The 26,504-nt window shown below is 73.6% G+C and carries 25 protein-coding genes; 16 read left to right on the forward strand and 9 right to left on the reverse strand.

What is annotated here, in order from left to right; genetic code table 11:
- Positions 1 to 86: 86 nt before the first annotated feature.
- Complete coding sequence (locus Q0994_RS25395; protein WP_299538629.1) at positions 87 to 1,763, reverse strand: DUF4157 domain-containing protein; 1,677 nt, start codon at positions 1,761 to 1,763, stop codon at positions 87 to 89.
- 190 nt (positions 1,764 to 1,953) lie between these two features.
- On the reverse strand, positions 1,954 to 2,733 hold the full coding sequence (locus Q0994_RS25400) for an NAD(P)H-dependent oxidoreductase (protein ID WP_299538631.1): 780 nt from the start codon (positions 2,731 to 2,733) through the stop codon (positions 1,954 to 1,956).
- A 142-nt stretch (positions 2,734 to 2,875) separates the two neighbouring features.
- On the opposite strand from Q0994_RS25400, the gene Q0994_RS25405 reads away from it, so the two are divergent.
- A complete protein-coding gene (locus Q0994_RS25405; RefSeq protein WP_299538634.1) occupies positions 2,876 to 3,841 on the forward strand; it encodes a helix-turn-helix transcriptional regulator in 966 nt (321 codons plus the stop codon).
- 78 nt (positions 3,842 to 3,919) lie between these two features.
- On the opposite strand, the gene Q0994_RS25410 is transcribed toward Q0994_RS25405, so the two are convergent.
- Entirely contained in the window at positions 3,920 to 5,341 is a 1,422-nt protein-coding gene (locus Q0994_RS25410) for an MFS transporter (RefSeq protein ID WP_299538636.1), read from the reverse strand.
- Between the two features lie 217 nt (positions 5,342 to 5,558).
- Between Q0994_RS25410 and aroQ the strand changes: the two genes are divergently transcribed.
- From aroQ to Q0994_RS25435, 5 genes are all read left to right on the forward strand, one after another.
- On the forward strand, positions 5,559 to 6,014 hold the full coding sequence (gene aroQ, locus Q0994_RS25415; RefSeq protein WP_299538639.1) for a type II 3-dehydroquinate dehydratase: 456 nt from the start codon (positions 5,559 to 5,561) through the stop codon (positions 6,012 to 6,014).
- Positions 6,011 to 6,880, forward strand: coding sequence for a shikimate dehydrogenase (locus Q0994_RS25420; RefSeq protein WP_299538641.1), 870 nt, complete (start codon positions 6,011 to 6,013; stop codon positions 6,878 to 6,880). Before aroQ ends, Q0994_RS25420 begins: the two co-directional genes overlap by 4 nt.
- 12 nt (positions 6,881 to 6,892) lie before the next feature.
- Positions 6,893 to 8,707 carry a bifunctional sugar phosphate isomerase/epimerase/4-hydroxyphenylpyruvate dioxygenase family protein gene (locus tag Q0994_RS25425; RefSeq protein ID WP_299538643.1) on the forward strand — a complete coding sequence of 605 codons (1,815 nt, stop codon included), beginning with the start codon at positions 6,893 to 6,895 and terminating at the stop codon, positions 8,705 to 8,707.
- Positions 8,708 to 8,789: 82 nt separating this feature from the next.
- A complete protein-coding gene (locus tag Q0994_RS25430; RefSeq protein ID WP_299538646.1) occupies positions 8,790 to 9,458 on the forward strand; it encodes a TetR family transcriptional regulator in 669 nt (222 codons plus the stop codon).
- Between the two features lie 45 nt (positions 9,459 to 9,503).
- Positions 9,504 to 10,088, forward strand: a complete 585-nt coding sequence (locus Q0994_RS25435; RefSeq protein ID WP_299538649.1) for a DUF1990 family protein — start codon at positions 9,504 to 9,506, stop codon at positions 10,086 to 10,088.
- Between the two features lie 17 nt (positions 10,089 to 10,105).
- On the opposite strand, the gene Q0994_RS25440 is transcribed toward Q0994_RS25435, so the two are convergent.
- Both Q0994_RS25440 and Q0994_RS25445 read right to left on the reverse strand, forming a co-directional pair.
- Entirely contained in the window at positions 10,106 to 11,437 is a 1,332-nt protein-coding gene (locus Q0994_RS25440) for an amidohydrolase (protein WP_299538652.1), read from the reverse strand.
- Positions 11,438 to 11,704: 267 nt separating this feature from the next.
- Positions 11,705 to 12,418 (reverse strand): GntR family transcriptional regulator, encoded by a 714-nt coding sequence (locus tag Q0994_RS25445; RefSeq protein WP_299538654.1) that lies wholly within the window; start codon positions 12,416 to 12,418, stop codon positions 11,705 to 11,707.
- A gap of 925 nt (positions 12,419 to 13,343) precedes the next feature.
- On the opposite strand from Q0994_RS25445, the gene Q0994_RS25450 reads away from it, so the two are divergent.
- Complete coding sequence (locus Q0994_RS25450) at positions 13,344 to 13,577, forward strand: DUF2945 domain-containing protein (protein WP_299538656.1); 234 nt, start codon at positions 13,344 to 13,346, stop codon at positions 13,575 to 13,577.
- Positions 13,574 to 13,912: a DUF3140 domain-containing protein gene (locus Q0994_RS25455; RefSeq protein ID WP_299538658.1), complete on the forward strand. Its 339-nt coding sequence runs from the start codon at positions 13,574 to 13,576 to the stop codon at positions 13,910 to 13,912. The genes Q0994_RS25450 and Q0994_RS25455 overlap by 4 nt, the downstream gene beginning before the upstream one ends.
- A 136-nt stretch (positions 13,913 to 14,048) precedes the next feature.
- Here the strand turns inward: Q0994_RS25455 and Q0994_RS25460 are convergent, their stop codons facing one another.
- The gene (locus Q0994_RS25460) at positions 14,049 to 14,783 is read right to left on the reverse strand and encodes a GAF and ANTAR domain-containing protein (RefSeq protein ID WP_299538660.1); all 735 of its coding nucleotides are present in this window, start codon (positions 14,781 to 14,783) and stop codon (positions 14,049 to 14,051) included.
- A gap of 769 nt (positions 14,784 to 15,552) precedes the next feature.
- A complete protein-coding gene (locus tag Q0994_RS25465; RefSeq protein ID WP_299538663.1) occupies positions 15,553 to 16,032 on the reverse strand; it encodes an STAS domain-containing protein in 480 nt (159 codons plus the stop codon).
- 210 nt (positions 16,033 to 16,242) lie between these two features.
- On the opposite strand from Q0994_RS25465, the gene Q0994_RS25470 reads away from it, so the two are divergent.
- Entirely contained in the window at positions 16,243 to 16,974 is a 732-nt protein-coding gene (locus Q0994_RS25470; RefSeq protein ID WP_299538665.1) for a GAF and ANTAR domain-containing protein, read from the forward strand.
- A gap of 62 nt (positions 16,975 to 17,036) precedes the next feature.
- On the opposite strand, the gene Q0994_RS25475 is transcribed toward Q0994_RS25470, so the two are convergent.
- Positions 17,037 to 17,360 (reverse strand): DUF5133 domain-containing protein, encoded by a 324-nt coding sequence (locus Q0994_RS25475; protein WP_299538667.1) that lies wholly within the window; start codon positions 17,358 to 17,360, stop codon positions 17,037 to 17,039.
- Between the two features lie 523 nt (positions 17,361 to 17,883).
- Here Q0994_RS25475 and Q0994_RS25480 point away from each other — a divergent pair.
- From Q0994_RS25480 to Q0994_RS25490, 3 genes are read left to right on the forward strand one after another with little or no spacing between them, the layout of a single operon-like run.
- Complete coding sequence (locus Q0994_RS25480) at positions 17,884 to 19,584, forward strand: alpha-glucosidase (RefSeq protein WP_299538669.1); 1,701 nt, start codon at positions 17,884 to 17,886, stop codon at positions 19,582 to 19,584.
- A 51-nt stretch (positions 19,585 to 19,635) separates the two neighbouring features.
- Positions 19,636 to 20,634 (forward strand): TIGR03885 family FMN-dependent LLM class oxidoreductase, encoded by a 999-nt coding sequence (locus Q0994_RS25485; protein ID WP_299538671.1) that lies wholly within the window; start codon positions 19,636 to 19,638, stop codon positions 20,632 to 20,634.
- Positions 20,631 to 22,325 carry an alpha-amylase family protein gene (locus tag Q0994_RS25490; protein WP_299538673.1) on the forward strand — a complete coding sequence of 565 codons (1,695 nt, stop codon included), beginning with the start codon at positions 20,631 to 20,633 and terminating at the stop codon, positions 22,323 to 22,325. Before Q0994_RS25485 ends, Q0994_RS25490 begins: the two co-directional genes overlap by 4 nt.
- A 68-nt stretch (positions 22,326 to 22,393) precedes the next feature.
- On the opposite strand, the gene Q0994_RS25495 is transcribed toward Q0994_RS25490, so the two are convergent.
- Positions 22,394 to 22,633 carry a hypothetical protein gene (locus Q0994_RS25495; protein ID WP_299538675.1) on the reverse strand — a complete coding sequence of 80 codons (240 nt, stop codon included), beginning with the start codon at positions 22,631 to 22,633 and terminating at the stop codon, positions 22,394 to 22,396.
- A 278-nt stretch (positions 22,634 to 22,911) separates the two neighbouring features.
- Between Q0994_RS25495 and Q0994_RS25500 the strand changes: the two genes are divergently transcribed.
- From Q0994_RS25500 to Q0994_RS25515, 4 genes are all read left to right on the forward strand, one after another.
- Positions 22,912 to 23,991, forward strand: coding sequence for an NAD-dependent epimerase/dehydratase family protein (locus tag Q0994_RS25500; protein WP_299538678.1), 1,080 nt, complete (start codon positions 22,912 to 22,914; stop codon positions 23,989 to 23,991).
- Between the two features lie 193 nt (positions 23,992 to 24,184).
- Positions 24,185 to 24,865, forward strand: coding sequence for a glycosyltransferase family 2 protein (locus Q0994_RS25505; RefSeq protein ID WP_299538749.1), 681 nt, complete (start codon positions 24,185 to 24,187; stop codon positions 24,863 to 24,865).
- Positions 24,862 to 25,527, forward strand: coding sequence for a DUF2064 domain-containing protein (locus tag Q0994_RS25510; protein ID WP_299538681.1), 666 nt, complete (start codon positions 24,862 to 24,864; stop codon positions 25,525 to 25,527). Before Q0994_RS25505 ends, Q0994_RS25510 begins: the two co-directional genes overlap by 4 nt.
- Positions 25,524 to 26,309, forward strand: coding sequence for a class I SAM-dependent methyltransferase (locus Q0994_RS25515; RefSeq protein WP_299538683.1), 786 nt, complete (start codon positions 25,524 to 25,526; stop codon positions 26,307 to 26,309). The genes Q0994_RS25510 and Q0994_RS25515 overlap by 4 nt, the downstream gene beginning before the upstream one ends.
- Positions 26,310 to 26,504: the final 195 nt, after the last annotated feature.

Raw genomic sequence — 26,504 nt, forward strand, 5'->3', positions numbered from 1 at the left:
GACGCCTCCCACCCTACCCAGGGCCGCCGGGGAACCCGATCTGGCGGTTCCGTGGCGGCCGGTGGCTCCGTGCGGGCCCCGCGGGCTCAGGTGTCCGAGTCGACGTCCATGGCCCCGGCGTCGCCACCCACCTTGTTCCCCTCGCGGTCCGTGTCGGAGTCGCTGTTCTGGTCCCAGGTGAGGTCGCCGTCCTGGGTGAAGGTGATGTACGTGCCGCCGACCGCGTCCACCAGTTCGTGCAGGTACTTGGCGTAGTCCTCGACGCTCTCCTCCTCGTAGTCCTCCATGCCCTTGTTGGCCGCCTTGCTGGGCCAGAGCGGACCCGGGTAGACCTCGACGTTGCCCTCGGCGACCGGGGTGGCGTAGATCTGGGTGTAGCAGACGACGCAGGGGCGCTTGACGCCGACCGTCCTCGCCGGGTCGAAGCCCTCGATCTTCTGGAGCCGTCGCTCGGCGTGCAGGCCGTCGTCGTCCTTGGACACGTCCCCGGGGACCTTCACCGTCATGCCGGCGATCTCGGCGTAGTCCCCCTCGTCGGTCTCCCCCTCGACCACCCGGTCCGACAGTTTGCCGGTGTGGCGGGCGAACCGGCCCATCGCCGCGGCGTCGGGTGTCCCGAAGGCGCCGACCAGCGCCTTCGCGAAGGCCTTGGCGTTGGGGTGCTCCTCGGCCAGGGCGCGCAGCTTCGCGTTGTGCTGGTTCTGGTTGGCGGAGATGTACAGGTCGGTGCCGATCGCGCTCACCTGCACCTCCTCGGCGGGCGAGGAGACCTGCCCGAGGTAGTCCTTGGCCAGGGTCGAGATCCAGCGCATGCTCTGCGTCGTACGGGCGGCCGCGAAGTCCTTGGGCGGGCGGGTGTTGCCGCTGCCCTGGTAGATCCTCCCGGTGGCGTTCAGGGCGGCGGTCTGGTTCTCCTCCGGGGGGTTGGTCCGGTGAAGGGTACGGTTCTGCGCGCCACCGTGCGCCGTCCAGCCCCAGGTTCCCGTCAGCTCCTTGATGAGCTGGTCCTTCGCGTTGGGCGCGGCACCCTTCCTGCCCCGGCCGGTCTTCGTCTTCGCCGCCTTCGGCATCCGCTGGACCGACGCGGTCCGCAGCGGCGCCCGCTGGACCGGTGCCCGCACGGCGGCCTCCCCCGTACCGGCGTCCGCCTTCGCGTGGCCGGACGGGCGGGGGGCGCTCATCACGCGCCGCGCGTTTGCCGCCGCCTCCCGTTCGAAGCGGTCCGAGGGGTCGGAGACCCGCAGCCCCGCACCGTTGTCGGTGCCGGAGACCGGCCCCTGACGCTGCTGGAGGACGTGGGTCAACTCGTGCGCGAGGGTCTCCTTGTCCTTGCCCCCGTCGCCGAGGACCACGTGGCTGCCCGAGGTGTAGGCACGGGCGCCGACCTCGGACGCGGACTGCCCGGCCGAACGGTCGTCGTGGACCCGGACGTCGGAGAAGTCGGCGTCGAGCCGGGACTCCATGTCAGCACGGGTCGACCGGTCCAGCGGGCGGCCCGCGCCGCGCAGGACGTCGTGCACCGACGAGCGCTGCACCGGGGCCTGCTCGCCCGGCCCGTGCCCGCAGCCGTCGCCGTGCAGGTGACCCTGTTCCTCCGGGATCGCGCCCGCGCGCCGCAGCCGCTGCACCACCGCCGCGTTGCCGATGCTTCCCTGAAGGGCCATGAGGCCGGGCGCCGGGCCACTGCCCGTCGCCGTCGGCGTACGCGCCGGGAGCCGTTCGTCGAGGGGTTCGTCCTTCCGGTCCTTGCCGTGCGTGCGCACAAACTCTCCTATCGACACGGAAGTGATGTCTCTTGGTAGACGACGGTCTCCTTCCCCCACAAGGTGCCCCGGGGGCAGAGTCGGCTGACCGGAGAGGCAACCGGCCCCTCCGCCCTCGGCCCCGGCCCCGGCCCCGGGGAATCCGTGCCGCCGCCGTGCCGGAGGGCGGGCCGGGCGGGAGGCCGCCGGGTCAGCCCCGCACGTGCAGCCCGAATCCGGTGCGGCCGGCCGGCTCCAGTCCCTCCTTGAGGTGCAGCGAGGGGATCTCGTAGTCCCCGAAGTTCTGCCTCCGGAAGGCGATCGGTTCGGTGGACTCCAGGGTGAGCAGGCGCTGTTCCCACGCCTTGGCGATGTCCGCGAAGTCGTCGCCGGTCAGCCGGTCGGTGCCGTGCACCACGAAGGGCGGCAGCACGTCGATGCCGGGGTAGTAGAGGATGCCGTGGTGGAGGGGGAAGAGCAGGTCGTCGATGGGGCCGTTGATCCCGCGGTCGGAGTAGTGCGAAGCGGGGCCGCCGACGGTCACCGAGAGCACGGCCCGCTTGCCCGCGAGGGTGCCTTCGCCGAAACGCTCCCCGTACTTGGTGTCGCTGTGCTCGCCGACCCCGTAGGCGAAGCGGTAGGTGAACACCCGGTCCACCCAGCCCTTGAGGATCGCGGGCATCGTGTACCACCACAGGGGGAACTGGAAGACGATCGTGTCGGCCCACAGCAGCTTCTCCTGCTCGGCGACGACGTCCGGGGTGAGCGTGCCCGCCTCGAAGGCCCGGCCGGAGTCCGCCGCGACCCGCAGCGGACTCGACGCCTCGGGGCCGTAGTCCGCGGCGTCCACGACCGCCTTCCAGTTCATCGCGTACAGATCGCTCACCCGGACCTCGTGCCCGGCGGACTCCAGCGTGGCCACCGCGAGATCCTTCAGTGCGCCGTTGAGGGATTCCCGCTCGGGGTGGGCGTGGACGATCAGTGTCTTCATGGTGACTCCTTCGGATCGGTTGCTGCCTCCGATCCTGCGCGTCGCGGGGCGCGGTGTTCAGGGGCGCTTCTTCCGTAGGACGGGACTTCCTGGTACCGGCAGGGCCCCCTTCGCGCGCCCGTGGCGTGCCCATACTGGACGCATGGACGACCTCGCGAGCTTTCTGCGGACCCGGCGCTCCCGCATCGACCCGGCGACCGTCGGCATCCCGGTCGACAGCCGCCGCCGGGTCGAGGGGCTGCGCCGCGAAGAGGTCGCGCACCTGTCCGGGGTCAGCGTCGACTACTACGTACGTCTGGAGCAGGGCCGGGCGACCCAGCCGTCCGAGCAGGTCCTCGACGCGCTGGCGCAGGTGCTGGGGCTGGACGAGACCGAGCGTGAGCACCTGCACCGGCTCGCGCGGCAGCGCCGGCGCCGGGCGAAGGCGCCGGGCGGGCGGGTGCGGCCGGAGGTGCTGCGCGTCCTCGACCTGGTCGCCGACGCGCCCGCGCTGATCATGGACCACCGGCTGGACGTGCTGGCCGGGAACCGCCTGGCCCGGCTCCTCCACGGTCGCCCGCTGCCGGGGCTGAACACCGCCCGGCACCTCTTCCTGGAAGAGTCGGAGCGCGGTCTGTACGCGGACTGGGAGCGGTGCACCCTGGACGTGGTCGGGCACCTGCGGCTGGCCGCGGGCCAGTACCCGGACGATCCGCGGCTGGCCTCGCTCATCGGCGAACTGGCCATGGGCAGCGAGCGGTTCCGCCGTCTCTGGGCCCGCGCCGACGTGCGCGCCCGCACCCACGGGCGCAAGGCGTACCGGCATCCGCTGGTCGGGCTGCTGGAGCTGCACCAGGAGAACTTCGCCCTGCCGGACGCCCCGGGCATGGAGCTGCTGGTGCTGTCCGCGCAGCCCGGCAGCCCCACCGAAGACGGGCTGCGGCTGCTCGCGAGCCTGGGGGCGGACGGCACGGAGAGCGCGGGCGGCGCGAAGAGCACCGGCGCGAACAGCACGGGCGCAAACAGCACGGGCACGGGCGGCGCAGGCGCGAACGCCCCGAGCACGAGCCGTGCGAGCACGGACGCCGGGGCCCGCGGGGCGGCGGCCGGGGAGCGGAGCCGCGGGTAACCGCCCCGGACGGGCCTCACCGCCGGTCCGCCCACCGCGACGGGTGGCGTACGGCCCGCCCGGTAAGCGGGCCGGGGTTCAGCCCTTCACCGGCGCCTCGGCCTCCCGGCCCCGCGTCACGTCCGGGCCGCCGCGTGCACGCCGCGCGGCCTCGGCCTTCGCTCCCTTGAGCCCCAACTCCTGCGTCGGCACCCGGTAGGTCTCGCGGGCGGTGGCGACGGCCACGGCGCTGATGGCGCAGAGGATCGCGGTGAAGATGCCGACGCCCTGCCAGCCGCTCAGGCCCAGCCAGCCCTCCGGGGAGGCGATACCGGCCGCGGAGGCGACCGCGAAGCCCGCGGCGGCGAAGCCGATCTGGGTACCGATGGCCATGCCGGACATACGGACCCGGGAGGAGAACATCTCGCCGTAGAGGGCGGGCCAGATGGCGTTGGCCGCGGAGTAGACGACGCCGAGCCCGATGATCCCGGTGAGGAACACCAGTGGGTAGCTGCGGGAGTTGATGGCGCCGAGGTAGACGAACATCATGACGGGACTGCCGATCGCGCCGACGAGGAAGACGGGCTTGCGGCCGATGCGGTCGGAGAGCTTCGCCCAGAGCGGGATGGCGATCAGCGCCACCGCGTTGGCGGCGACCCCCACCCAGAGCATCACCGGTTCGTCCAGGCCGACGTCGTCGCCGGTGGCGTAGGAGAGGGCCCAGATGTTGAAGATCGTGGTGACGGTGGCGATGAACGCCGCGCAGGTCACCCGCAGGACGTCCGTCCAGTGGTCGCGGAAGAGTTCGGCCACCGGCATCCTGGCCACCGTCCCCTCGGTGACGGCCTCGGTGAAGACGGGGGTCTCCTCCAGCCTGCGGCGGATGTAGTAGCCGAGGACGGTCACTCCGGCGCTGAGCCAGAACGGGACGCGCCATCCCCAGCTGAGCAGGTGCTCGTCGGGCAGGGCGGCGACCGGGATGAAGACGAGAGTGGCGATGATCTGGCCGAACTGGGTGCCGTTCAGGGTGAAGCTGGTGAAGTAGCCGCGGCGGCCGTCCGGCGCGTGCTCCAGCGACATGGACCCGGCGCTGGCCTGCTCTCCGGCGGCCGAGAGCCCTTGCAGCACCCGCAGGAAGACCAGCAGCGCGGGGGCGAGGCCGCCGATCTGGTCGCGGGTGGGCAGACAGCCGATGAGGAACGTCGAGATCCCCATCAGCATCAGGGTGAACAGCATGATCTTCTTGCGGCCGTACTTGTCTCCGACGTGCCCGAGGAAGAAGGCGCCGACGGGGCGGGCCGCGTAGGCGACGCCGAAGGTCGCGAGCGACTGGAGGGTGGCGGTCGCCGGGTCGGAGGTGTCGAAGAAGACCCGGGAGAAGATCAGCGCCGCCGCGCTGCCGTAAATAAAAAAGTCGTAGTACTCCAGGGCGCTGCCGATCCAGGCGGCGACCGCCGCCTTCCGGGGCGTCCCCTGCGGCGTCGGGCCGCCGGTGTCTGCGTGAACTGGCCGGTCGGTCACGTGGTGCTCCTCGTCGAGTGTCCCGCTGCGGCGAAGTTACGAACCAGATAGTCCATAAGCGCGATGCCCGACATGGTTCAGTCGCGTCCCGTCCATGTCAAGAGTGTGTACAGAATCGCCCACGCCCCCGCACACGAAGGCCGCGTACCCCTTTCGCCGTCCGGGAGAGATCCGCTATAAGTGATGAACCGTTCAGTACATTGCGTCAGGAGAGCCGATGCCGCCACCGCCCCGCGTGCTGGTCCTCAACGGACCGAACCTGAATCTCCTCGGCCTGCGGGAGCCCGCCCTGTACGGCTCGGAGACCCTCGCGGACGTCGAGGCGCTCTGCCGGGAGACCGCCGCGCGCCACGGCCTGGAGACGGACTTCCTCCAGAGCAACCACGAGGGCGCGCTCATCGACGCGGTGCACGCCGCCCGTACCGGCGCCGCCGGGATCGTTGTCAACGCCGGTGGCTACACCCACACGTCGGTCGCCCTGCGCGACGCGCTCGCGATCGTGGAGGGACCGGTCGTCGAGGTGCACCTCACCCACATCCACCGGCGCGAGGAGTACCGGCACCGGTCGTACGTCGCGGAGGTCGCGGACGCCATGATCGCGGGCGCGGGGATCCACGGATACGCCCTCGCCCTCAGCCACGTCGCCCACCTCCTGGAGAAGAGCGCCGCATGACCCCGCAGCCGTCCTCGTACCTGATCGGGCTCATCGGCTCCGGCATCGGGCCCTCGCTCAGCCCCGCCCTGCACGAGCGCGAGGCCGACCACCACGGGGTGCGCCTGCTCTACCGCACCCTCGATCTGGACGGGCTCGGGCTCGGCGCCGAGGACGTGGGCGCCCTCGTCCGCACCGCGCGGCGACTCGGCTACGACGGGCTCAACATCACCCACCCCGGCAAGCAGGCGGTCGTCCCCCACCTCGACGCGCTGTCCGAGGACGCCAGGGCGCTGGGCGCCGTCAACACGGTGGTGTTCGACGGCGACGGCAGGTCCTGCGGCCACAACACCGACTGGAGCGGCTTCGCCCAGTCGTTCGCCCGCGGGCTGGCGGACGCCCCCACCCGGCGGGTCGTGCAGCTCGGCGCCGGCGGTGCGGGCGCGGCGGTGGCGCACGCGATGCTCACCCTCGGGGCGGACCGGCTCACCCTGGTCGACACGGACGCCGGCCGGGCGACGGAGCTGGCCGCCGCACTCGCCGACCGGTTCGGCGCGGACCGGGCCCGCACCGCACCAGCCGGGGAGCTCGGCGCGCTCCTCGCGGACGCCGACGGTCTGGTGCACGCCACCCCCATGGGCATGGCGCACCATCCGGGACTGCCGCTCCCCGCCGAGCTGCTGCATCCCGGGCTCTGGGTCGCCGACGTGGTCTACCGGCCGCTCGACACGGAACTGCTGCGCACCGCACGGGCGGCCGGCTGCCGCACGCTGGACGGCGGCGGCATGGCCGTCCACCAGGCCGCCCACGCGTTCCGGCTGTTCACCGGCCGCACACCCGACGCCGACCGGATGCTCGCCCACATGGCCACCCTCGTCATCGCCTAGGCAGGAGCCCTCATGCGCACCTCCATCGCCACCGTCTCCCTCAGCGGATCGCTCACCGAGAAGCTGGAGGCCGTCGCCCGAGCCGGTTTCGACGGGGTGGAGATCTTCGAGAACGACCTGCTGGGCTGTCCCCTCTCCCCCGAGCAGGTACGGGCGCGGGCGGGCGGCCTGGGACTGTCCCTCGACCTCTACCAGCCGTTCCGCGACTTCGACTCGACGTCCCCGGAACGCCTGCGGGCCAACCTGCGCCGCGCCGAGCACAAGTTCCGGCTGATGGAGCGCCTCGGCACCGACACCCTGCTGGTCTGCTCGAACGTCTCGCCCGACGCGGTCGCCGACGACGCGCTCGCCGCCGAACAGCTGCACCTGCTGGCCGAACGGGCGGCGGACCACGGCATCAGGATCGCGTACGAGGCGCTGGCCTGGGGCCGGCACGTCGACACCTACCTGCACGCCTGGCGGATCGTCCGGGCCGCCGACCACCCCAGCCTCGGCACCTGCCTGGACAGCTTCCACATCCTGTCCCGGGGCTCCGACCCGGGCGGCATCGAGGCGATCCCCGGCGAGAAGATCTTCTTCCTGCAACTGGCCGACGCACCGCTGCTCGCGATGGACGTGCTCCGCTGGAGCCGCCACTACCGCTGCTTCCCCGGCCAGGGCGGATTCGACCTGACGGGGCTGCTCGCGCACGTCCTGCGCACCGGCTACACGGGCCCCTTGTCGCTGGAGATCTTCAACGACAACTTCCGCCAGGCCGACACCGGGCGCACGGCGGTCGACGCCATGCGGTCGCTGACCGCTCTGGAGGACTCCGTCGCCGAGGTCCTGGGCACCGGTTCCCCGCTCCCCCGGCCCGGTCAGCCGGCCGGCTTCGCCTTCGCCGAGATCGCCACCCCCGACCACGAACGGCTCGGCGGGCTGCTCGGCGCGCTCGGCTTCGCCCGTACCGGCGCGCACGCCACCAAACCGGTCGAGCTGTGGGAGCAGTCCGGCGCCCGGATCCTGCTCAACCGGGCCGTCCCGGCGGCCGCCGACGACGGCGCCACCTCGCTGGTCGCGCTCGGACTGGACTCGCCGGACCCGGCGCTCTCCGCCGAGCGGGCCAAGGCGCTGCTGTCGCCGGTGCTCCCCCGGCACCGGGAGCCGGACGAGGCGCCGCTCGACGCCGTGGCGGCGCCGGACGGCACCGAACTCTTCTTCTGCGACGCGGCGAAGGCGGTGTGGCGCGAGGACTTCTCTCCCGTCGCCCCGCCCGGGGACGGGACCGGATCGGTCCGCTCCATCGACCACGTGGTGCTCGCACACCCGTGGGACCAGTTCGACGAGGCCGCGCTCTTCTACCGGGCGGTGCTCGGACTGCGCCCGCACGAGAGCGTCGAGGTCGCCGACCCGTACGGGCTGCTGCGCAGCCGCGCCATGACCAACACCGCCGGAACGCTGCGGCTGGTGCTCAACATGGCGAAAGTGGGTCCCCGCGGCCTGCCGGGGCAGCACCTCGCGCTCGCCGACGACGACATCCGCGCGACCGCCCGCCGCCTGCGGGCCCTGCCGGAGTCCGTGACGCTCCCGATCCCCGACAACTACTACGACGACCTGCGGGCCCGCTTCGACCTGGGCGAGGAACGCCACCGGGAACTGCGCGAACTGGGCCTGCTGTACGACCGGGACGACAAGGGCGAGTTCCTGCACCTGTACACGGTCACGGTGGGCCGGGTGTTCTTCGAAGTGGTGCAGCGCCTGGACGGGTACAGCGGTTTCGGCATGGCCAACGCCCCGGCGAGGCTCGCGGCCCAGCACGCCCCCGCCCCCGGTCCGGTGGCCGGCTGACGGCCGCCCTGCCCCGGTGGACGGCCCGGGTGTCCGCTTACGATGAGGCCCGTCCGACCCCCGACCGGTGGAGCCACGCCCCATGACCTCGCAGCCGGCCCCCGGGGCCAACCAGGACCGCCGTCGCGACGCCGGGCGCACCCGGTCGGAGATCCTGTCGGTGGCCACCGCCGAGTTCGCGCGGCAGGGTTACACCGGGGCGCGGGTGGACGAGATCGCCGCGCTGACGCACACCACCAAGCGCATGATCTATTACTACTTCGGCAGCAAGGAGCAGCTCTACACGGCCGTTCTGGAGCAGGCGTACGCCGAAGTGCGTTCGGCGGAACGGGCTTTGGACGTGGACCACCTCGGCCCCGTCGAGGCGATCCGCACCCTGGCCGAGCTGACCTTCGACCACCACGACGCGCACCCGGACTTCATCCGGCTCGTCAGCATCGAGAACATCCACCGGGCCGAGCACATCCGCACCTCCCCGGCGCTGGCGAACCTGGGCATGCCGGTGGTCGACCTGATCGGCCGGATCCTGGAGGCGGGCCGGGCGAGCGGCGCGTTCGCGACCACGGCCGACGCCATCGACGTACACATGATGATCAGCGCGTTCTGCGTCTTCCGGATCGCCAACCAGCACACCTTCGAGGCCCTGTTCGGCCGCGACCTCACGGCGGCCAAGCACCGGACGCGGCACCGCCGGATGCTGGGCGACATGATCGCGGCGTATCTGACCGAGGGCGCCCGCGCGAACCGTTAGCGGTAGCGCCGCCGACCCCGTACCCGTACCCGGCAGGAGTACGCCATGGAACCGGACGGCACAGCCGCTCCCCCTCTCACCTACGCGCCCGCGGGGGCCACGTGCCCGGCGGACGCCGCCTGGCCGGACGACGGTCTCCGGGGCCACCGCCGCCACGAGGAGACGGTGCTGATCGGGCACGGCGAGGACGACTGGCGCGCCGCGTCGGAGGCGGTGCTGCGGTGGGGCGTCAAGACCCGCAGCGGCTTCCGCGTCGCGCCGCGCGGCGCCGCCGGCGAGCGGGTCACCGAGGACGCCGTGTACCGGATCACCGCCGGCCGGGGACCGCTGTCCGTGCACGAGCCGGTGCGGGTCGTCGCCGTCGTCGACACGGCGGACGCCCGCGGCTTCGCCTACGGCACGCTGCCCGGCCACCCCGTCTGCGGCGAGGAGGCGTTCGTGGTCCGCCGGACGCCCGACGGCCGGGTCACCCTGACCCTCCGCTCCCTGACCGCCCCGGCCGCCGGGTGGCCCTGGCGGCCCCTGTTCCCCGTACTTCTCCTCGCGCAGCGCCTCTTCCGACGCCGCTACCGCCGAGCGCTGCGGAGGGCCGGGGCGCGGGCGGTCCGGGGGCCGGCCGCCGACCGGTGACGGCGCCGGGAGCCGGCTCAGACCAGTTCGCCGCCGCGGGCGACGACCCGGCCGCCGTGCACCACCATGTCGCGCTGCGGCATGTCGACCACGACCTGCGGGGTGCACTCGGCGCGCAGCAGGACGAAGTCGGCGGGGTCACCGGCCTCGAAGCCGGCCCGGTCCAGGTGCATGACGTCGGCTCCGCCGTGCGCGCCGACCGTGAAGCAGTCGGTCAGTTGCTGGTCGAGCCGGGCCCGGGTGACCCAGCCGAGGATGTGGGTGCGGTGGAACATGTCGGCGTTGCCGAAGGGGCTCCACGAGTCGCGTACGCCGTCCGAGCCGAGACCGACGCGCACGCCGTGCTCCTGGAGCTTGGCGATGGGCAGCACCCGGGACACGTCGGGCGAGACCGTGGTGAGCGCGATGTCCAGCTCGCCGAGGTCGGCCGCCATCGTGTCGAGGTCGCCCTCGGAGAGAGCCGGCAGGCAGAAGACGTGGCTGACCGTCACCTTGCCGCGCAGGGAGAGGGACCGGGTGCGGTCGATGATGCCGCGCAGCACCTTGACGCCCCGCTCGTCCCGGTCGTGGAGGTGGATGTCGATGCCGACGTCGTACCGGTCGGCGAGCCGGAAGAGGAGGTCGAGCTGCTCGTCCATGGCGTTGTCGAAGCTGATCGGGTCGATGCCGCCGATCAGGTCCACCAGGCCGCCGCGCGCCGCGTCCTCCAGCAGCTTCGCGGTGCCCGGGGTGCGGATCACACCGTGCTGGGGGAAGCCGACGATCTGCACGTCCAGGGCGTGCGCGAGCCGCTCGCGCGCCTCGGCCACGCCTTCGACCCCCTTGAGGCCGTAGGCGGGGGCCACGTCGGCGTGCGCCCGCATGGCGCGGGTGCCGCGCGTCACGGCGTGCGCCATGAGCCCGTAGGCACGCTCGCCGACGGAGCGGCGCTGGCTGCGGAAGACCTCCACGTCCTGGGCGCAGTTGTCCGCGATGCCGCTGGACGGCTTGCGGGAAACCCAGTCGCTGCCCCACGTCGTCTTGTCGGGGTGGATGTGGGCGTCCACCAGGGCGGGCAGTGCCATCCGGCCGCCGCCGTCGATGATCCGCGCGTGCTTGGGGGCGGGCCGGTCGCTGATCCGCCCGTCGATCACGGTCAGGTCCACGGACTCCCCGGTGCCGAAGGGCCGCACGTCGCGGAAGACCACGGCCGAGTCGGTGGGCCGCCGGTCCTGACCCCCGCCGGCCGACGAGGCCGCGGGCGCCGCGCCGGCGGGGGTGGAGGAGACCGCGCCGAGGGCGGTTCCGGTGCCGGCGAGCGTCGCGGCGCCGGCGAGGACACCGCGTCGGGAGAGCGGAGGGGGAACCATGGGGGGACTCCTTGCGGTCGGACGGACGGCGAAGCGACGCCGTCCTTCGGAAGCCGGGCGGGGCACGGCCGGGCGGACCGGCCGTGCGGGCAGGGCCGGTCCGCCACGCGGACCGCCCGGTCCGGGCGCGCCGACCCGGCTCCACATTTTGTATACCAGGATCCTGACCAGAACAAGATCCACCGGGGCGACAGGGAGCGCGGTCCCGGCGATATGCGCATTGCGGGGCGTTGATCCCGCTCTCCGAGGGAAGCACGAGGGCTGGAGTCAGTTGCTGGTATACAAACCGTCGTCCCCGAACAGGGATCGTTCGGCCACTCTGCGGCTGTCCCGCACATGCAGCAGCGTGCTCGCCGCCGCGGCCTCCCCGTCGCCGGCCGCGATGTGCCGCAGCATCTCCGCGTGCTGGGAGCGCATGTGCGCCGGTTCCTCCCGCATCCCGAAGAGCAGCTGGAGCTGCCAGCCCAACTGCTCCATGGTGCGGGTCAGCAGTGGATTCCCCGCCAGGGCGACGATCTCCTCGTGGAAGGCGGTGTGCGCCGCCACCTCGCGCTCGCCCTCCCCCGCCGCCGCGGCACGCTCGGCCCGCTCCAGCAGCCCGCGCAGCTCCGCCACGGCCAGCGGCTCGCCCACCGCGGCGGCGACCCGGCGGGCCGCGAGACGGGACGCCTGCACGGCCAGCGGTTCCCACACCTCGTAAAGGTGCCGCACATCGATCCGCTCCAGCCGCCGCACCCGTACGCCGCTGTGCGGCAGGAGTTCCAGCAGCCCTTCGGACACCAGGGCCCGCAGCGCCTCGCGCACCGGGACGCGCGACATGCGCAGTTCCTCGGCCACCTCACGCTCCACCAGCCGGGAGCCCATCGGGTAGCGCCGGTCGACGATCCGCTGCCGCACCGCCTCGCGGGCCTGCGCGCCCAGCGAGGGCCGGGGCGCCTCCGCGCCCGCCCGCGCCCCCGCGTCCGCCGTGTCGCCCGCCACCGTCAACCGTCCTCGTCCCTCGGCCGTTCCCGCCCGCCGCGTCCCGCTCCGGCGGCCCATGCGGCTTCCCGTCCCACCGGGGTGCCGGGTGCCCCCGCGAGAATACGCGGCGGACCCGGCGGACCCGGCGGGGCCGACCCGCCACGACAGCAAGGACCGGGGCCTGCGCACCGCACCTCCGCACCTGCGCGTCCCACGCCTGCCGACGGCACCGGGGAGACCGCCTCCGGGCCGGCCCTCACCTCCGTGAAGCGCCCGCGGCAGACAGATGTGCGCGGGCCCGGTCGGCTCGGAAGGACTCAGTGGTCCTCGTGGTCAGGCTCGCCCGTTCGCCCCTTCCGGACAATGAAGCAGCCCACCACACATGCGCACCCGACAATCCCCAGAAGCGTCCACCCTCCGTGGTTCCCCGCGGAAATCAGAAAGATGGAAAAGGCGACGCCGATGACCGCGAATACGGCAGCGAACCACAGGTACTGTTTGACGGCGGCGCGCTGCTCCCACGTCCATCCGACGCGTGGCTCTGACATGTTGAGTTTCCTTCCTTCGCGCTGAGTCCGGACCCTGAGAAGCCGGGGCGGGAGGAGTGATTCCGACCTCGCCCAAGACGATTCCCCTCCGCTGACGTCACCAGTCGCACGGGGCCCCGGGCTCAACCCCGGCCGACGTCATTCCACGCACGGGCAACCCCGCCTGCACCTCACGTCTCCGCATATCGAAGCGGTACACATACCTGCCCGCCCATTCACCGTTTCTGGAAGGGCGACCCGCGCGGCGGCCGGCCCCCTGCGGCGGCGACACCACCGCCCGCGCCTCGCGTCCCGCCGTGCGCGCGGGGCGGGTAGCCGTGATCCTGGCGGGGGCCGGGCGTACGCGCGGCGACCCCGGTCGGCCACCATCCCCCGGACGAGAGGAGAGCCCCGTCATGGCGAAGAAGGACAAGAAGCTGTCCAAGGGTGACGACGTCACCTGGCAGAGCCACGGACAGCAGGTGGAGGGGTCCGTCACCCGGAAGATCGAGGACGCGACCGAGGCGGCCGGGCGCACGGTGAAGGCGTCCGAGGACGAGCCGCAGTACGAGGTGGAGAGCGACAAGACGGGCAAGCACGCCGTCCACAAGCCGGAGTCGCTGCGCAGGAAGAAGGGCGGCGGATCGTGAGCGCCGGGGACGAGGGGCGCGAGGAGACGCTCAGCCGCTTCGGCGAGGCCGTCAACATGACCGCCGCGGAACTGGAACGGTGGCTCGGCTCGGACGAATCGCGCGAGGTCGGGCAGAAGGACGGGGGCGGAGAGTCCACCGGGCACGCCTCCGGCCGCCGGATCGTGGAACTGCTGCGGACGAAGAAGGCCGACCTCGACGACGGCGACCTGGCCCACATGCGCAAGGTCGCCGGATACGTGGCCCGCCACCTCGAACAGCGTCCGCAGGGCGACACCGCCGACAGCCGGTGGCGCTACTCGCTGATGAACTGGGGCCACGACCCCGAGAAATAGCCGCGCCGCCGACCGCGTGGGAAGGGCGGGTACGGTGCAGGGCCGACCGGACGGCCGGGCGCGGCCGGAGAGCCGGGTGGGTCCGGTAGCCGGGCGGCCCGGCAGCGCTCGTCCCGGCCCGCTCGGCCCGCGGCGGTCAGTCGCGCGGGCGGATGGTCGCCTCCGGGGGCTTCTCGCCCGTGATGCTGGCGATCAGCTCCGCGCACAGGACCCGGAGCTTGACGTTGCGGTGCTGGGACGCCGTGCGCAGCACCTCGAACGCCCTCTCCGGGGTCACGCGTTGCTGCCCGACGACCACCCCGACCGCCTGATCGATCACCGTCCGCGACCTCAGGGCGGCCTCCAGGTCGGCTGCGAACTCCTCGGTGTCGGCTATCCGCTGGGCCAGCGCGATGGCTCCGGTCGCCTGCGCGGCGAGCAGGCGGAGCCGGGTGAGATCGGCGTTCTCGAAGGCGTTCGGCAGCGGTGCGTACAGGTTGAGGGCGCCCGCGGTGTGGCTGTGCGGCGCGATGGGCAGCGACAGCGAGGAGCGGGCGCCGCAAGCCGCCGCGTACGCGGGGTAACCGCCCCAGCGGCTCTCCCGGAGCGTGTCCGGGACGCTGACCTCCAGACCGGTGCGCATCGCCTGGAGACAGGGACCGTCGTCCTGGCCGTACTGCGCCTCGTCGAGCTTGGTCGCGCTGGCCCCGACACCGGAGACGGTGACCGGACGCCCCTTCCGTTCCAGTGTGACGCCGCACCCGTCGGCCCCCTCCACCAGGGCCAGGGCACTGTGCGCGAGGGCTTGCAGGAACTGGTCGAGCGACTCCGTCTCCAGGAGGAGCGCGGTCGTGTCCGGCGCCGCGGCCACGGGCCTGTCATTCATGATCATCTCGTTCTGGGCGGTGACCCGCCGTCATCGGGGCGGGCAGAGCTTGTGCGGCGCGGTCAGGGCCGCTGGGACATGTCGAACGCCGCCCACGGGCCGGGGACCGTACGGCTCCGGGGGTGGGCGGGCGGAAGGACTCAGACGGCGACGGGCGAGGGCCGTTCGCCGGGGGCGCCGCCGGTGGACGTCACGGGGCCGCGGCGGGTTCGCGGGCGGCCGGCGGAGCCGGGCGGGAGGCTGCCGGGGCCGTGGGGCCGGAAGGGCGGGGCATCCGCCACCGGGGCACGGGGAGGAACGCGGGTGGCCGGGCGCCGTTCCTCCGGCCGCGGCCCGCCTGTGCCCGGGGCACGACGTGCTGCGGCCCGGTGCCGCTCAGGGGCGCGGCGGAGGTGACTGTCGTTCACGAGGTACTCCACGGAGGCAGGAAGAAACACTTGCGGGCCGCTTCCTGACCTCCAGCGCTTCATTATGCCCTCTCGGCCCACAACGTCGGCAGGGCACGGCGGTGCCGCCGCGAGGAGGCCGAAAACCGCCCCCGCGGCCCGAGGCGCCGGGCCCCGGCCGGGCAGGGCGACGGCCCCGGGGTGCGAGCCGGCCGGAGAGCGTCGGAGCGGGATGCCTGCGGGGCCGGGCACGCCGGGGCCGGTCCCCTACGGGGACCGACGCCCGGTGGAGGGCGGCGGGCGGAAGGCCGCGAGCGACAGGCATCATCGGGCGCAGGGACGCCGGGGGCTACCGGCGGCCGCAGAGGCTCCGGGCGGAAGGTGCCGGGTCACCTGCCCCCGGAGGGCCGCGGGGCCGGGTGGTCGTTGGCGGGTCCGCAGGGTCCGGCGTTCTGCCGGCCGGGACCGGAGGCGCCGCCGGGGCGGCCGCGCGGCGCGCCGGCCCCGTGCGCCGCCGAGCCCTGCGTGAGGCCCCGGGTCCACCGCTCGGCGGCGTCCAGGGTGTGGGCGACCCGCAGCACGCGCTCCAGACCCGCCACCTCCAGGACGGTGCGCGCCGTGCGGTGCCGGGCCACCACGGCCAGTGGCACCCCGGTCTCCTCGCCCCTCCGGCGCACCCGCAGCAGCACGCCCAGGGCCAGCGGGGTGAGCAGCGGGGTGCGGACGTCCACGACGAGTGCGCCGGGGGCGCGGGGCGGCAGCGCCGCCAGCAGGGCGCGCTCGGTGGACGTCACGTCTTCGAGGTCCACGGGGTCGCACAGCTCGACGACCGTGCGAGAGGCGTCGAGGCGGTAGCTGAACAGCGGCATGAGGCGCTCCGAGGGCACAGGGGATCCGGCACGGCCGCTTCCTGACCTCGCCCCCCCGTCTGCCCCCTCGACGGCGCCCGACACCTTCGACGGTGAACGTTTTCCCCTGCCGCCGCGGCCCCTTCCGGCTCCCCCGTTCGAGGGCGGCCGACAGCGCCCGCACCGCCGTGCCATGCTGGCCGTAAGGCGTCTACACGGAAGGGAGCGACCATGACCGACCCGGTCAACCCCATGCCCCCGGATCTCGTCTCTCTCCTTCTCGACACGGACACGCTGGACGGTTTCCTCCAGGCCCTGGCGGACAGCGCCCTGCGGCTGGCTCCCACCGCCGACGGCTGCGGCATCACCCTGGAGCGCGAGCACCACCCGCTCACCGTGGTCAGCGCGGGCACCAGCGCCCCGCCGCTGGACGAGGCGCAGTACGCCCAGGACGACGGCCCCTGCCTCCAGTCGCTGCGCACGGGCAAGGAGGTCAGCGTGACCGACATGCGGGCGGAAGTCCGCTGGAACGGCTACCCGGCGTTCGCCGCCGACTCCGGGACGCTCTCCTCGCTGTCCCTGCCGGTCGCGCCCCGCTCCCACACGGCGGGGGCCCTGAACCTCTACTCGCCGAAGCAGGACGGTTTCGCGGGGGCCGACCTCGGGGGGCTCCGCACCCTCGCCGCCCAGGCGACCGGTGCGATCGCCCTGGCGCAGCGGCTCTCCGACGTCCAGGTGTTCGCCGACGATCTCCAGGCCGCGATCCGGTCGCGGACCGTGATCGACCAGGCGGCCGGCATCGTCATGGCCCAGCGGCGCTGCTCCGCCGAGGAGGCGCTCGGCACGCTGCGTGCCGCGTCGCAGCACCGCAACATCAAGCTCCGGGACCTCTGCGCGCAGCTCGTGGAGGGCATCGCGGGCGCCACGCCGTCCGACGGGGCCGGGCTGCGCCCCCGCCGCTGACACCCGGAACGCGCCTGCCGCCGGGCGGTCCCGGGCGGCAGGCGCGTTCCGGCCCGGCGGTCTCAGGCCGCCAGCGCGGCGCCCTCGTCCGTGACGGACGAAGGGGCGGCGGATGCCGGGGTGCCGGGCGCGTCGGCGGGAAGCGTCCGGTCCACGGCCCACACCTCGCGCTCCGTGCCCGCCAACTGCTCGCGGGCGGCGGCGAGCGCCTCGTCGATGTCGCGGGTGCCGGTGGACACGCAGAGGGTGTAGCTCACGTCCTCCAGCCGCCGGAGCACCGGGGCGGCGTCGGTCGCGTCCGAGGTCAGCAGCTCGTCGCGGCGGCGGACGAGCTTCTCGTAACGGGTGAGGAGTCCTTCGAGCACGGCGGGGTGGGCCAGCAGCATGATGGTCGCCTTTCTGTCACGGCCGGGAACGGGCGCGCGGGTGCGCGGGACTCGGTAGGCCCTCGGGGGGCGTCCCGCGGCGGGGTCGTGGGGAGGGGGCCGGTCGGCTCCGCCGGCGCAGGGACCGGCGGCGTGCCGCACCGGGGGCCTGTCACGGGTGCTGGTGGGGCACCCGGGGACAGGCCCGGTGGGGCGGGGCGCGCAGGGGGCGATTCGGGAACATCACGGCTCACCTTCGGGAAAGCAGGCGGACGGGACCGGCCGCTTCCTGACCTGGCACCGTCCGTCTGCCCCGCGCCCCGGCATCCATGCAGTCCGGTCCGGGAGAAAATCCACACGGGTGCGCGGACGGGTTCCGTAGGCCCCTCCTCGGCGGGTCCGCGGTACGGGCCCTCCCCGCGGACGCGCGTCGGATCCGGCGGTCCCCGATTCCCCGCCCCGCCGGCCGGACCCGATCGGTAGGACCCCCGTCCCCGGGGCAGGAGATCTCCGATCATGGTCCCCGGAGAAGAGGAGTGCGCCGATGGCGGCCGACGGCACGGTGCGGGGCGAGGACGCCTGGTGGAAGTCAGCGGTGGTCTACCAGGTCTATCCGCGCAGCTTCGCCGATTCCGACGGGGACGGCGTCGGGGACCTGGAGGGGCTCACCGGGCGGCTGGACCACCTGGCCGGGCTCGGCGTGGACGTGCTGTGGCTGTCGCCGGTCTATCCGTCGCCGCAGGACGACAACGGGTACGACATCAGCGACTACCAGGACATCGACCCCGTCTTCGGTGACCTCGCCGCGTTCGGCCGGCTGCTGGAGGCCGTGCACACGCGCGGGATGAAACTGGTGATGGACCTGGTCGTCAACCACACGTCCGACGAGCATCCCTGGTTCCGGGCGTCGCGGGACCCGTCGGACCCCAAGCGCGACTGGTACTGGTGGCGTCCGGCGCGCGAGGGGCGCGAACCCAACAACTGGGGCTCGTTCTTCTCCGGTCCCGCCTGGGAGCCGGACGCGACCGGCGAGGCGTACTACCTCCATCTGTTCTCGCCGACCCAGCCCGACCTCAACTGGGAGAACCCCGAGATGCGGCGGGCGGTGTACGCCATGATGCGCTGGTGGCTGGACCGGGGCGTGGACGGCTTCCGGATGGACGTCGTCAACCTCATCTCCAAGGACCCGGCGCTGCCCGACGGCGAGGTGGGCGAGCAGGGGCCCCACGGCGACGGGTCGCCGTACTTCGTCTGCGGGCCGCGCGTCCACGAGTTCCTCCAGGAGATGCACCGGGAGGTGATGGCCCGGTATCCGGGGCGGCTGCTCACCGTCGGGGAGATGCCCGGCGTGACCGTGGAGCAGGCGCGGCTCTTCACCGACCCGGCGCGCCGTGAGCTGGACATGGTCTTCCAGTTCGAGCACGTCGGGCTGGACCACGGGCGTGGCAAGTTCGACCCGCGCCCGCTGCGGCTGACCGACCTCAAGGCGTCGCTCGGCCGGTGGCAGACCGGCCTCGCGGACGTGGGGTGGAACAGCCTGTACTGGAACAACCACGACCAGCCGCGGGTGGTCTCCCGGTTCGGCGACGACTCCCCGCGCCACCGCGTCCGGTCGGCGAAGATGCTGGCGACCGTGCTCCACCTGCACCGGGGCACGCCGTACGTCTACCAGGGCGAGGAGCTGGGCATGGCCAACGCCCCGCTGCGGACCATCGAGGACTTCCGCGACATAGAGTCGCTGAACCACTGGGCGCAGGCGCTGCGCGACGGCGCGGAGCCCGAGGACGTGCTGCCGGGGCTGCGGGCGATGGGGCGCGACAACGCGCGCACCCCCATGCAGTGGGACGCCGGGCCGCAGGCCGGCTTCACCACCGGCACCCCGTGGATCCCGGTCAACCCGGACCACACCGAGGTCAACGCGGCGGCCGCCGTCGCGGACCCGGATTCGGTGTACCACCACTACCGGCGGCTCATCGAGCTGCGGCACGGCGAACCCGCCGTCGTGCACGGCGACTTCACGATGCTGCTGCCGGACGACGAGCGGATCTACGCCTTCACCCGCCGGTACGGGCGCACGGAGCTGCTGGTCGCCGGCAACTTCACCGGCGAGGAGGCCGCCGCCCCGCTGCCCGAGGGCTGGGACGACGCCGAACTCGTGCTCGGCAACGGCCCGTCGGCCCCCGCGCGTCCCGGATCCCTGGTACTCGCGCCGTGGGAGGCACGGGTGCACCGCCGCCGGCGCTGAACCGGGCCGGCGACGGCCGCTGAACCCTCCGGCACGGGGTACCCGGACCCCATGACCGTCTACGGATTCCACGCTTCCCACGAACAGGTGCCCCCTGCCGACCTGCTGGCAGCCGTCGTACGCGCGGAGAGCGCGGGCTTCACCGCCGCGATGTGCTCGGACCACTTCTCGCCCTGGAGCGTCCGCCAGGGCGAGTCCGGCTTCGCCTGGTCCTGGCTCGGCGCGGCGCTCCAGGCGACCGACCGGGTGCCGTTCGGGGTGGTCAACGCCCCGGGCCAGCGCTACCACCCGGCGATCGTCGCGCAGGCGATCGGCAGCCTCGCCTCGATGTACCCGGGCCGCTTCTGGGCGGCGCTGGGCAGCGGCGAGGCGTCCAACGAGCACATCACCGGCGACCGCTGGCCGCGCAAGGACGTCCGCAACGCCCGGCTGCGCGAGTGCGTCGACATCATCCGGGCACTGCTGCGCGGCGAGGAGGTGAGCCACGACGGGCTGGTCACGGTCGACCGGGCCCGGCTGTGGACCCGCCCGGACACGGTGCCGCCACTGGTGGGCGCCGCGTGCAGCGAGGCGACCGCGCGCTGGTGCGCGGAGTGGGCGGACGGCCTGATCACCGTGAACGCGCCGCACGAGACGCTGCGCCGGATCGTGGACGCCTACCGGTCCGCGGGCGGCGCCGGCCCGCTGCGCCTCCAGGTCCACCTGAGCTGGGACCCCGACCAGGAGAGGGCGCGCGCCCTCGCCCACGACCAGTGGCGCACCAATGTGCACGGTCCGCCCGCCAGTTGGGACCTGGAGACCGCCGAGCTGTTCGACGGTGTCAGCGAGCACGTGCCGCCGGAGAAGGTCGCCGGGTCCGTGAACATATCGGCCGACCTCGGCCAGCACGCCGCCTGGCTGCGGGAGTACGCCGAACTGGGCTTCGACGACATCATGCTGCACCACGTCGGCAAGGAACAGAGCGCGTTCATCGACGCGTTCGGCGCGAAGGTGCTGCCGCAGCTCGACGTGACCCGCCCGCAGGCCGCCGTCGCGGAGGGGGTCCGATGAGGCTGACCCGTACCTCCGACCTGTGGTGGAAGAACGCGGTCGTGTACTGCCTGGACGTGGAGACGTACCAGGACTCCGACGGCGACGGCGTCGGCGACTTCGCCGGCCTGACCCAGCGGATCGACCATCTGGTGCGCCTCGGCGTCACCTGTGTCTGGCTGATGCCGTTCTATCCGACGCGCGAGCGCGACGACGGGTACGACATCACCGACTTCTACGGCGTCGATCCCCGGCTCGGCACCCTCGGCGACTTCACCGAGTTCGTGCGGACCGCGCGCGACCGGGGCATCCGGGTCATCGCCGACCTCGTCGTCAACCACACCTCCGACCACCACCCGTGGTTCCAGGACGCCCGCTCCAGCCGCACCTCCCCGTACCGCGACTGGTACGTCTGGTGCGACACCCCGCCCGAGGACGGGCCCGAGGGCGTCGTCTTCCCGGACGTCGAGAACAGCGTGTGGGAGTACGACGAGGGCACGGAGCAGTACTACCTGCACCGCTTCTACAAGCAGCAGCCCGACCTCAACGTCGCCAACCCGGCGGTGCGCGACGAGATAGCCCGGATCATGGGGTTCTGGACGCAGCTCGGGCTGTCCGGCTTCCGGGTCGACGCGGTGCCGTTCCTGCTGGAGACCGACGGCCAACAGGACGCCGGCCAGCTGCCCGACCCGCACGAGTACCTCGCCGACCTGCGGGCCTTCCTAGGGCGCCGCAGCGGGGAGGCGGTGCTGCTGGGCGAGGTGAACCTACCCTACCCGGACACCGCGAAGTTCTTCGGCGACCCGGAGTCCTCCCGCGGCGACGAGCTGACCATGTGCTTCGACTTCATCGGCATGCAGCGGATGTACCTGTCGATGGCACGCGGCGAGGCGGCCCCGCTGGCCGCCGCCCTGCGGGAGCGCCCGGCGGCCCCCCGTGACGCCCACTGGGCGACGTTCGTCCGCAACCACGACGAGCTGACGCTCGACAAGCTGGAGGACGACGAACGCGCCGAGGTGTTCGCCGCGTTCGGCCCGGACAAGGACATGCAGCTCTACGACCGTGGCCTGCGCCGCCGGCTGCCGCCGATGGTCGACGGCGACCCGCGCCGCGTGGAGCTGGCCTACAGCCTGCTCTTCTCCCTGCCCGGCACCCCGGTGCTGTTCTACGGGGAGGAGATCGGCATGGGCGAGAACCTCGCCGCCGAGGGCCGGCAGGCGGTGCGCACCCCGATGCAGTGGACGCCCGACAAGGGCGGCGGCTTCTCCACGGCGGAGCCGGACCGGCTGCCGAACCCGGTGGTGACCGGGGCGTTCTCGCCGAGGAAGGTGAACGCGCACGACCAGGCGCACGACCCCGGCGCTCCGCTGGGACGGATGCGGACGCTGATCGAGCGGTACCGGGAGACGCCCGAACTGGCCTGGGGCGACTACGAGGTGCTCGACACGGACGACCCCGGCGTGCTCGCCCACCTCTCCTCGGTGGAGGACGGGGCGGTGCTGGTGCTGCACAACTTCTCCGACCGGGAGGCCACCGCGTCCGTGGAGGTACCGGGCCTGAAGGGCGGCCGGCTGCTCACCGACGTGTTCACCGGAGACACCTGCAAGGCCGCGGCGGGCGGCCTGGTGGACGCGGAACTGGAGCCGTACGGCTACCGGTGGCTGCGGGTCAACACCCCGCTGGACGACCCGGACCGCACGACTGCGGTCTGAGGCGCGCTCCGCTTCGGTGCGAGGCCCGTCCCCCCGGGGGACGGGCCTCGCGCACGCACAGGGTGCGGTCAGCCGGCGTAGTACCAGCCCTGCTCGATCGAGAAGTGGAGGGTCTTCTTCTCGGCGTAGGTGATGCCGTACGGGCCGCCGAGGTTCAGGTACTCGTCGGACGAGGCGTGCGCGTGGGCCGCCTGGTTGCTGCCGCCCGCACCGCCGTCCAGGTCCGCGGCGTGGGCGGCGGCGGTGGAGGCGCCGACGATTCCGGCCGCGGCGGCGGTGACCAGGGTGAGCGCGATACGACGGAACATGAAGGGGTCCTCTCGGTAGGCAGACCTGCGGGTGATCGGGTCCACCGTGGACCGGACCGCGGCGGAGAGCCGGGGCGGACGCGCCCGCGCCGCGACAACGCACCTGAAAGGAGGCGGGTTTGAGCCGGATGGCGGTCGGTCGCCGGAGTCGTCACGGAGCGGGGACGGGCTGACGCCCGACGGGGTGGACCGGCCGGCCGCTCCCTGCGTGCTTCCCGGCGGGACGCGCCCCGCGCCGGTCCCGGCCCCGTGCCGGACCGGACCGTAACGTGACATCCATGCGTGTTCTGGTCACCGGCGGAGCCGGTTTCATCGGGTTGCACATCGTGGAGGCACTGAGCTCCGCCGGGCACGAGGCGGTGGTGCTGGACGCCCTGCTGCCCTCGGCCCACCCCGGCGGAGTCCCGCCGGAGGCTGCCTGCGAACGACTCGTCGTCGGCGACGTGCGGGACCCGGCCACCGTCGCCGGGGCGTTGCGGGGCGTCGACGCGGTGTGCCACCAGGCGGCGATGGTGGGCCTCGGCAAGGACTTCGCCGACGCGCCCGACTACGTCGGCTGCAACGACCTCGGGACGGCGGTCCTGCTCGCCGGGATGGCTGCGGCCGGTGTGGACGGGCTCGTGCTGGCGGGTTCCATGGTCGTGTACGGCGAAGGGCGCTACGACTGCGCCGTGCACGGCACCGTGCGTCCGGGGCCGAGGTCGCGGCAGGACCTGGAGGCGGGGCGGTTCGAGCCGCTCTGCCCCTCCTGCGGGGCGGAACTGACGCCCGGCCTGGTCTCCGAGGACGCCCCGACCGACCCGCGCAACGTCTACGCGGCCAGCAAGCTCGCGCAGGAACACCTCGCCGCCGCGTGGGCGCGCGCCGCGGACGGTAAGGCCGTGTCGCTGCGCTACCACAACGTCTACGGCCCCGGAATGCCGCGCGACACCCCGTACGCGGGCGTCGCCTCCCTCTTCCGGTCGGCGCTCAACCGCGGTGAGGCGCCCCGGGTCTTCGAGGACGGCGGCCAGCGGCGCGACTTCGTGCACGTCCGGGACGTGGCCGCGGCCGCCGTGACGGCACTGACCTCGCTACCCGAGCGGGCGGCGGGGGCCGCCACCGCCTACAACACGGGCAGCGGGGACCCGCACACCATCGGCGAGATGGCCGCCGCCCTCGCGTCGGCCTGCGGCGGACCGGCGCCGGTGGTGACCGGGGAGTTCCGGCTCGGCGACGTACGCCACGTGACGGCCGACTCGCGGCGGCTGCGCGCCGAACTGGGCTGGTCCCCGGCCGTGGCGTTCGACGAGGGCATGGCGGAGTTCGCGGCGGCCCCGCAGCGGGGTGACGCGGCAACAGCCGTCGCGGCCGGGTGACAGCGGTCCCGACGGACCGGGTGCCCGCGCGGGCGGATACCTGCCCGGTGGCCGGTCGTCGAAGAGGTCGGCCACACCTGCACGTTTTGAGCGGAAATGAACGGTATGTGTTCGTAGGGTGAACAGGGTGACCGACACCGAGACCTCCGAGACCTCCGCCTCCCTCCCCGCCACGTCCGGCCCGCTCGTCGACGTGGTCCTCCCCTGCCTCGACGAAGCCGCCGCGCTCCCCAAGGTCCTGGCCCGCATCCCGCCGGGCTGGCGGGCGATCGTCGTCGACAACGGTTCGACCGACGGCTCGGCGGAGGTGGCCCGCTCCCTCGGCGCCACCGTCGTCCACGAGCCCCGCCGTGGTTTCGGCGCCGCGTGCCACGCCGGACTGACCGCGTCCGAGGCCGAGTACGTGTGCTTCTGCGACTGCGACGACTCGCTGGACCCGGCCCTGCTGCCGTCGTTCGTCGCACGCGTCGCCGACGGGTCGTGCGATCTCGTGCTGGGCCGTCGCCGGCCGGAGGGACGCGGGGCCTGGCCCCTGCACGCCCGCGCCGGCAATGCCGCGCTCTCCCTGATGCTGCGGCGCCGCACCGGGCTGCGGCTGCGCGACCTCGGTCCGCTGCGTGCGGCCCGCCGCTGCGACCTGCTCGCCCTCGACCTCACCGACCGGCGCAGCGGGTACCCGCTCCAGATGGTGGTGCGGGCCTCCGACGCGGGCCTGCGGATCACCGAGACCGACGTCCCCTACCGGCCCCGCACCGGCAGGTCCAAGGTCACCGGCACCTGGCTCGGCACCTGGCACGCCGTGCGGGACATGCGGGCGGTGCTGGCCGAACCGGCGGCGGACCGTACGGCGGCGCGGGCGGGGGCACACCGATGACGTCCGCCCCCGTCCCCTGTCCGGCGGGACCCACCACCCTGCTCGTCATCGCGAAGGAACCCCTCCCCGGCCGGGTCAAGACGCGGCTCACCCCGCCGTTCACCCCGGAGGAAGCGGCGGAGCTGGCGGCCGCCTCCCTCGCCGACACCCTGCTGACCGTGCTGACGCTGCCCGCCCGTCGTCGCGCCGTCGTGCTGGCCGGCCGGCCGGGTCCCTGGCTGCCCCGGGGCGTCGAGGTGGTGGAGCAGGGCACGGGCGGGCTCGACGAACGGCTCGCCGCCGCCTTCGACGGCTGCCGCGGACCGACACTGCTCATCGGCATGGACACGCCGCAGGTCTCCGCCGCGCACCTCGCCCCGGCCCTCGCACCCACCGCCTGGGACGACCACGACGCCTGGTTCGGGGCCGCCGAGGACGGCGGGTTCTGGGCGCTCGGTTTGGCCGTCCCGGATCCGGCACTGCTCCGCGGAGTCCCGATGTCCGTGCCGGAGACCGGCGCCGTGCAGCGCGCACGGCTGACCGACGCCGGGCTCAGGGTCGGGGAACTGCCCGTACTGCGCGACGTGGACGACGCCGGGGACGCCGCGGAGGCAGCCGTGAAGGCACCGCACGGACGGTTCGCGGCCACCCTGGCACGGCTGTCCGGGGCGGCTGCCCGGTGAGCGCGCCCGACCTCGCGGAAACGGCGTCCTGGACCGCCGATCCGTACGCGACGGCACTGCGCACGGGACGCGGCCCGCTCTTCCTCCGCCGCACCGACGGGGTGCTGCTGCCGCTCGACGTCGAACGCTGGTGCCTGGACGCCGACTCCGCGGACCTCTCGGCCCTGCGGCGCTGCGAGGGCACCGTCCTCGACGTCGGCTGCGGACCGGGACGGCTGGTGGTGGCGCTCGGCGCGAGCGGACGCCGGGCCCTCGGCATCGACGTCTCGCACGCCGCCGTCGCCCGGACCCGGCGCCTCGGCGGCTGGGCGCTCCGGCGCAGTGTCTTCGACCCGCTGCCCTGCGAGGGGAAGTGGGGCACCGTGCTGCTCGCCGACGGCAACATCGGCATCGGCGGCGACCCGCCCGCGCTGCTGCGGCGGGTCGCATCGCTGCTCGCCCCCCGCGGCCTCCTCATCGTGGAGACCCACGCGCGGGACCTCGACGAACGGTCCGAAGTCCATCTGCACGACGGCAGCGAACCCTCCACCGTCCCGCCCGGCACGTTCTTCCCGTGGGCGAGGACCGGCACCCCCGCACTGCTGCGGTACGCGCGCCCGCTCGGCTGGGAGTCCGTCGATCAGTGGGTGGCCGGCGGCCGCCCCTTCGTCTCCCTGCGCCGCCGGGACCGCCGGCCGCCGCGCAGCGCGCCGAGGACGAACCAGAGGGCGGAGAGCGCGAAGAGCACTCCGGTGACCAGCAGCCAGTTGCCGAGGAACACGTCGGCCGACAGCCCGGTATAGGGCTCGTAGCGCCGCACCTGACGCGTGATCAGCGGGAACCACACCAGAAGGAGCAGGAGGGAGAGGAAGGCGGGCACCCGGACGTGGTTGACGGCGCCCGGCCGCCTCCCCGCGACCGTGCGCAGGGCACGGTCCGCGGTCGAGTAGAGCGGCAGCAGCACGAGGTCGTGCACGACGGCGGCTCCGGCGAACCAG

It is taken from the genome of uncultured Streptomyces sp. (genome assembly GCF_947488945.1).
Taxonomy (GTDB): domain Bacteria; phylum Actinomycetota; class Actinomycetes; order Streptomycetales; family Streptomycetaceae; genus Streptomyces.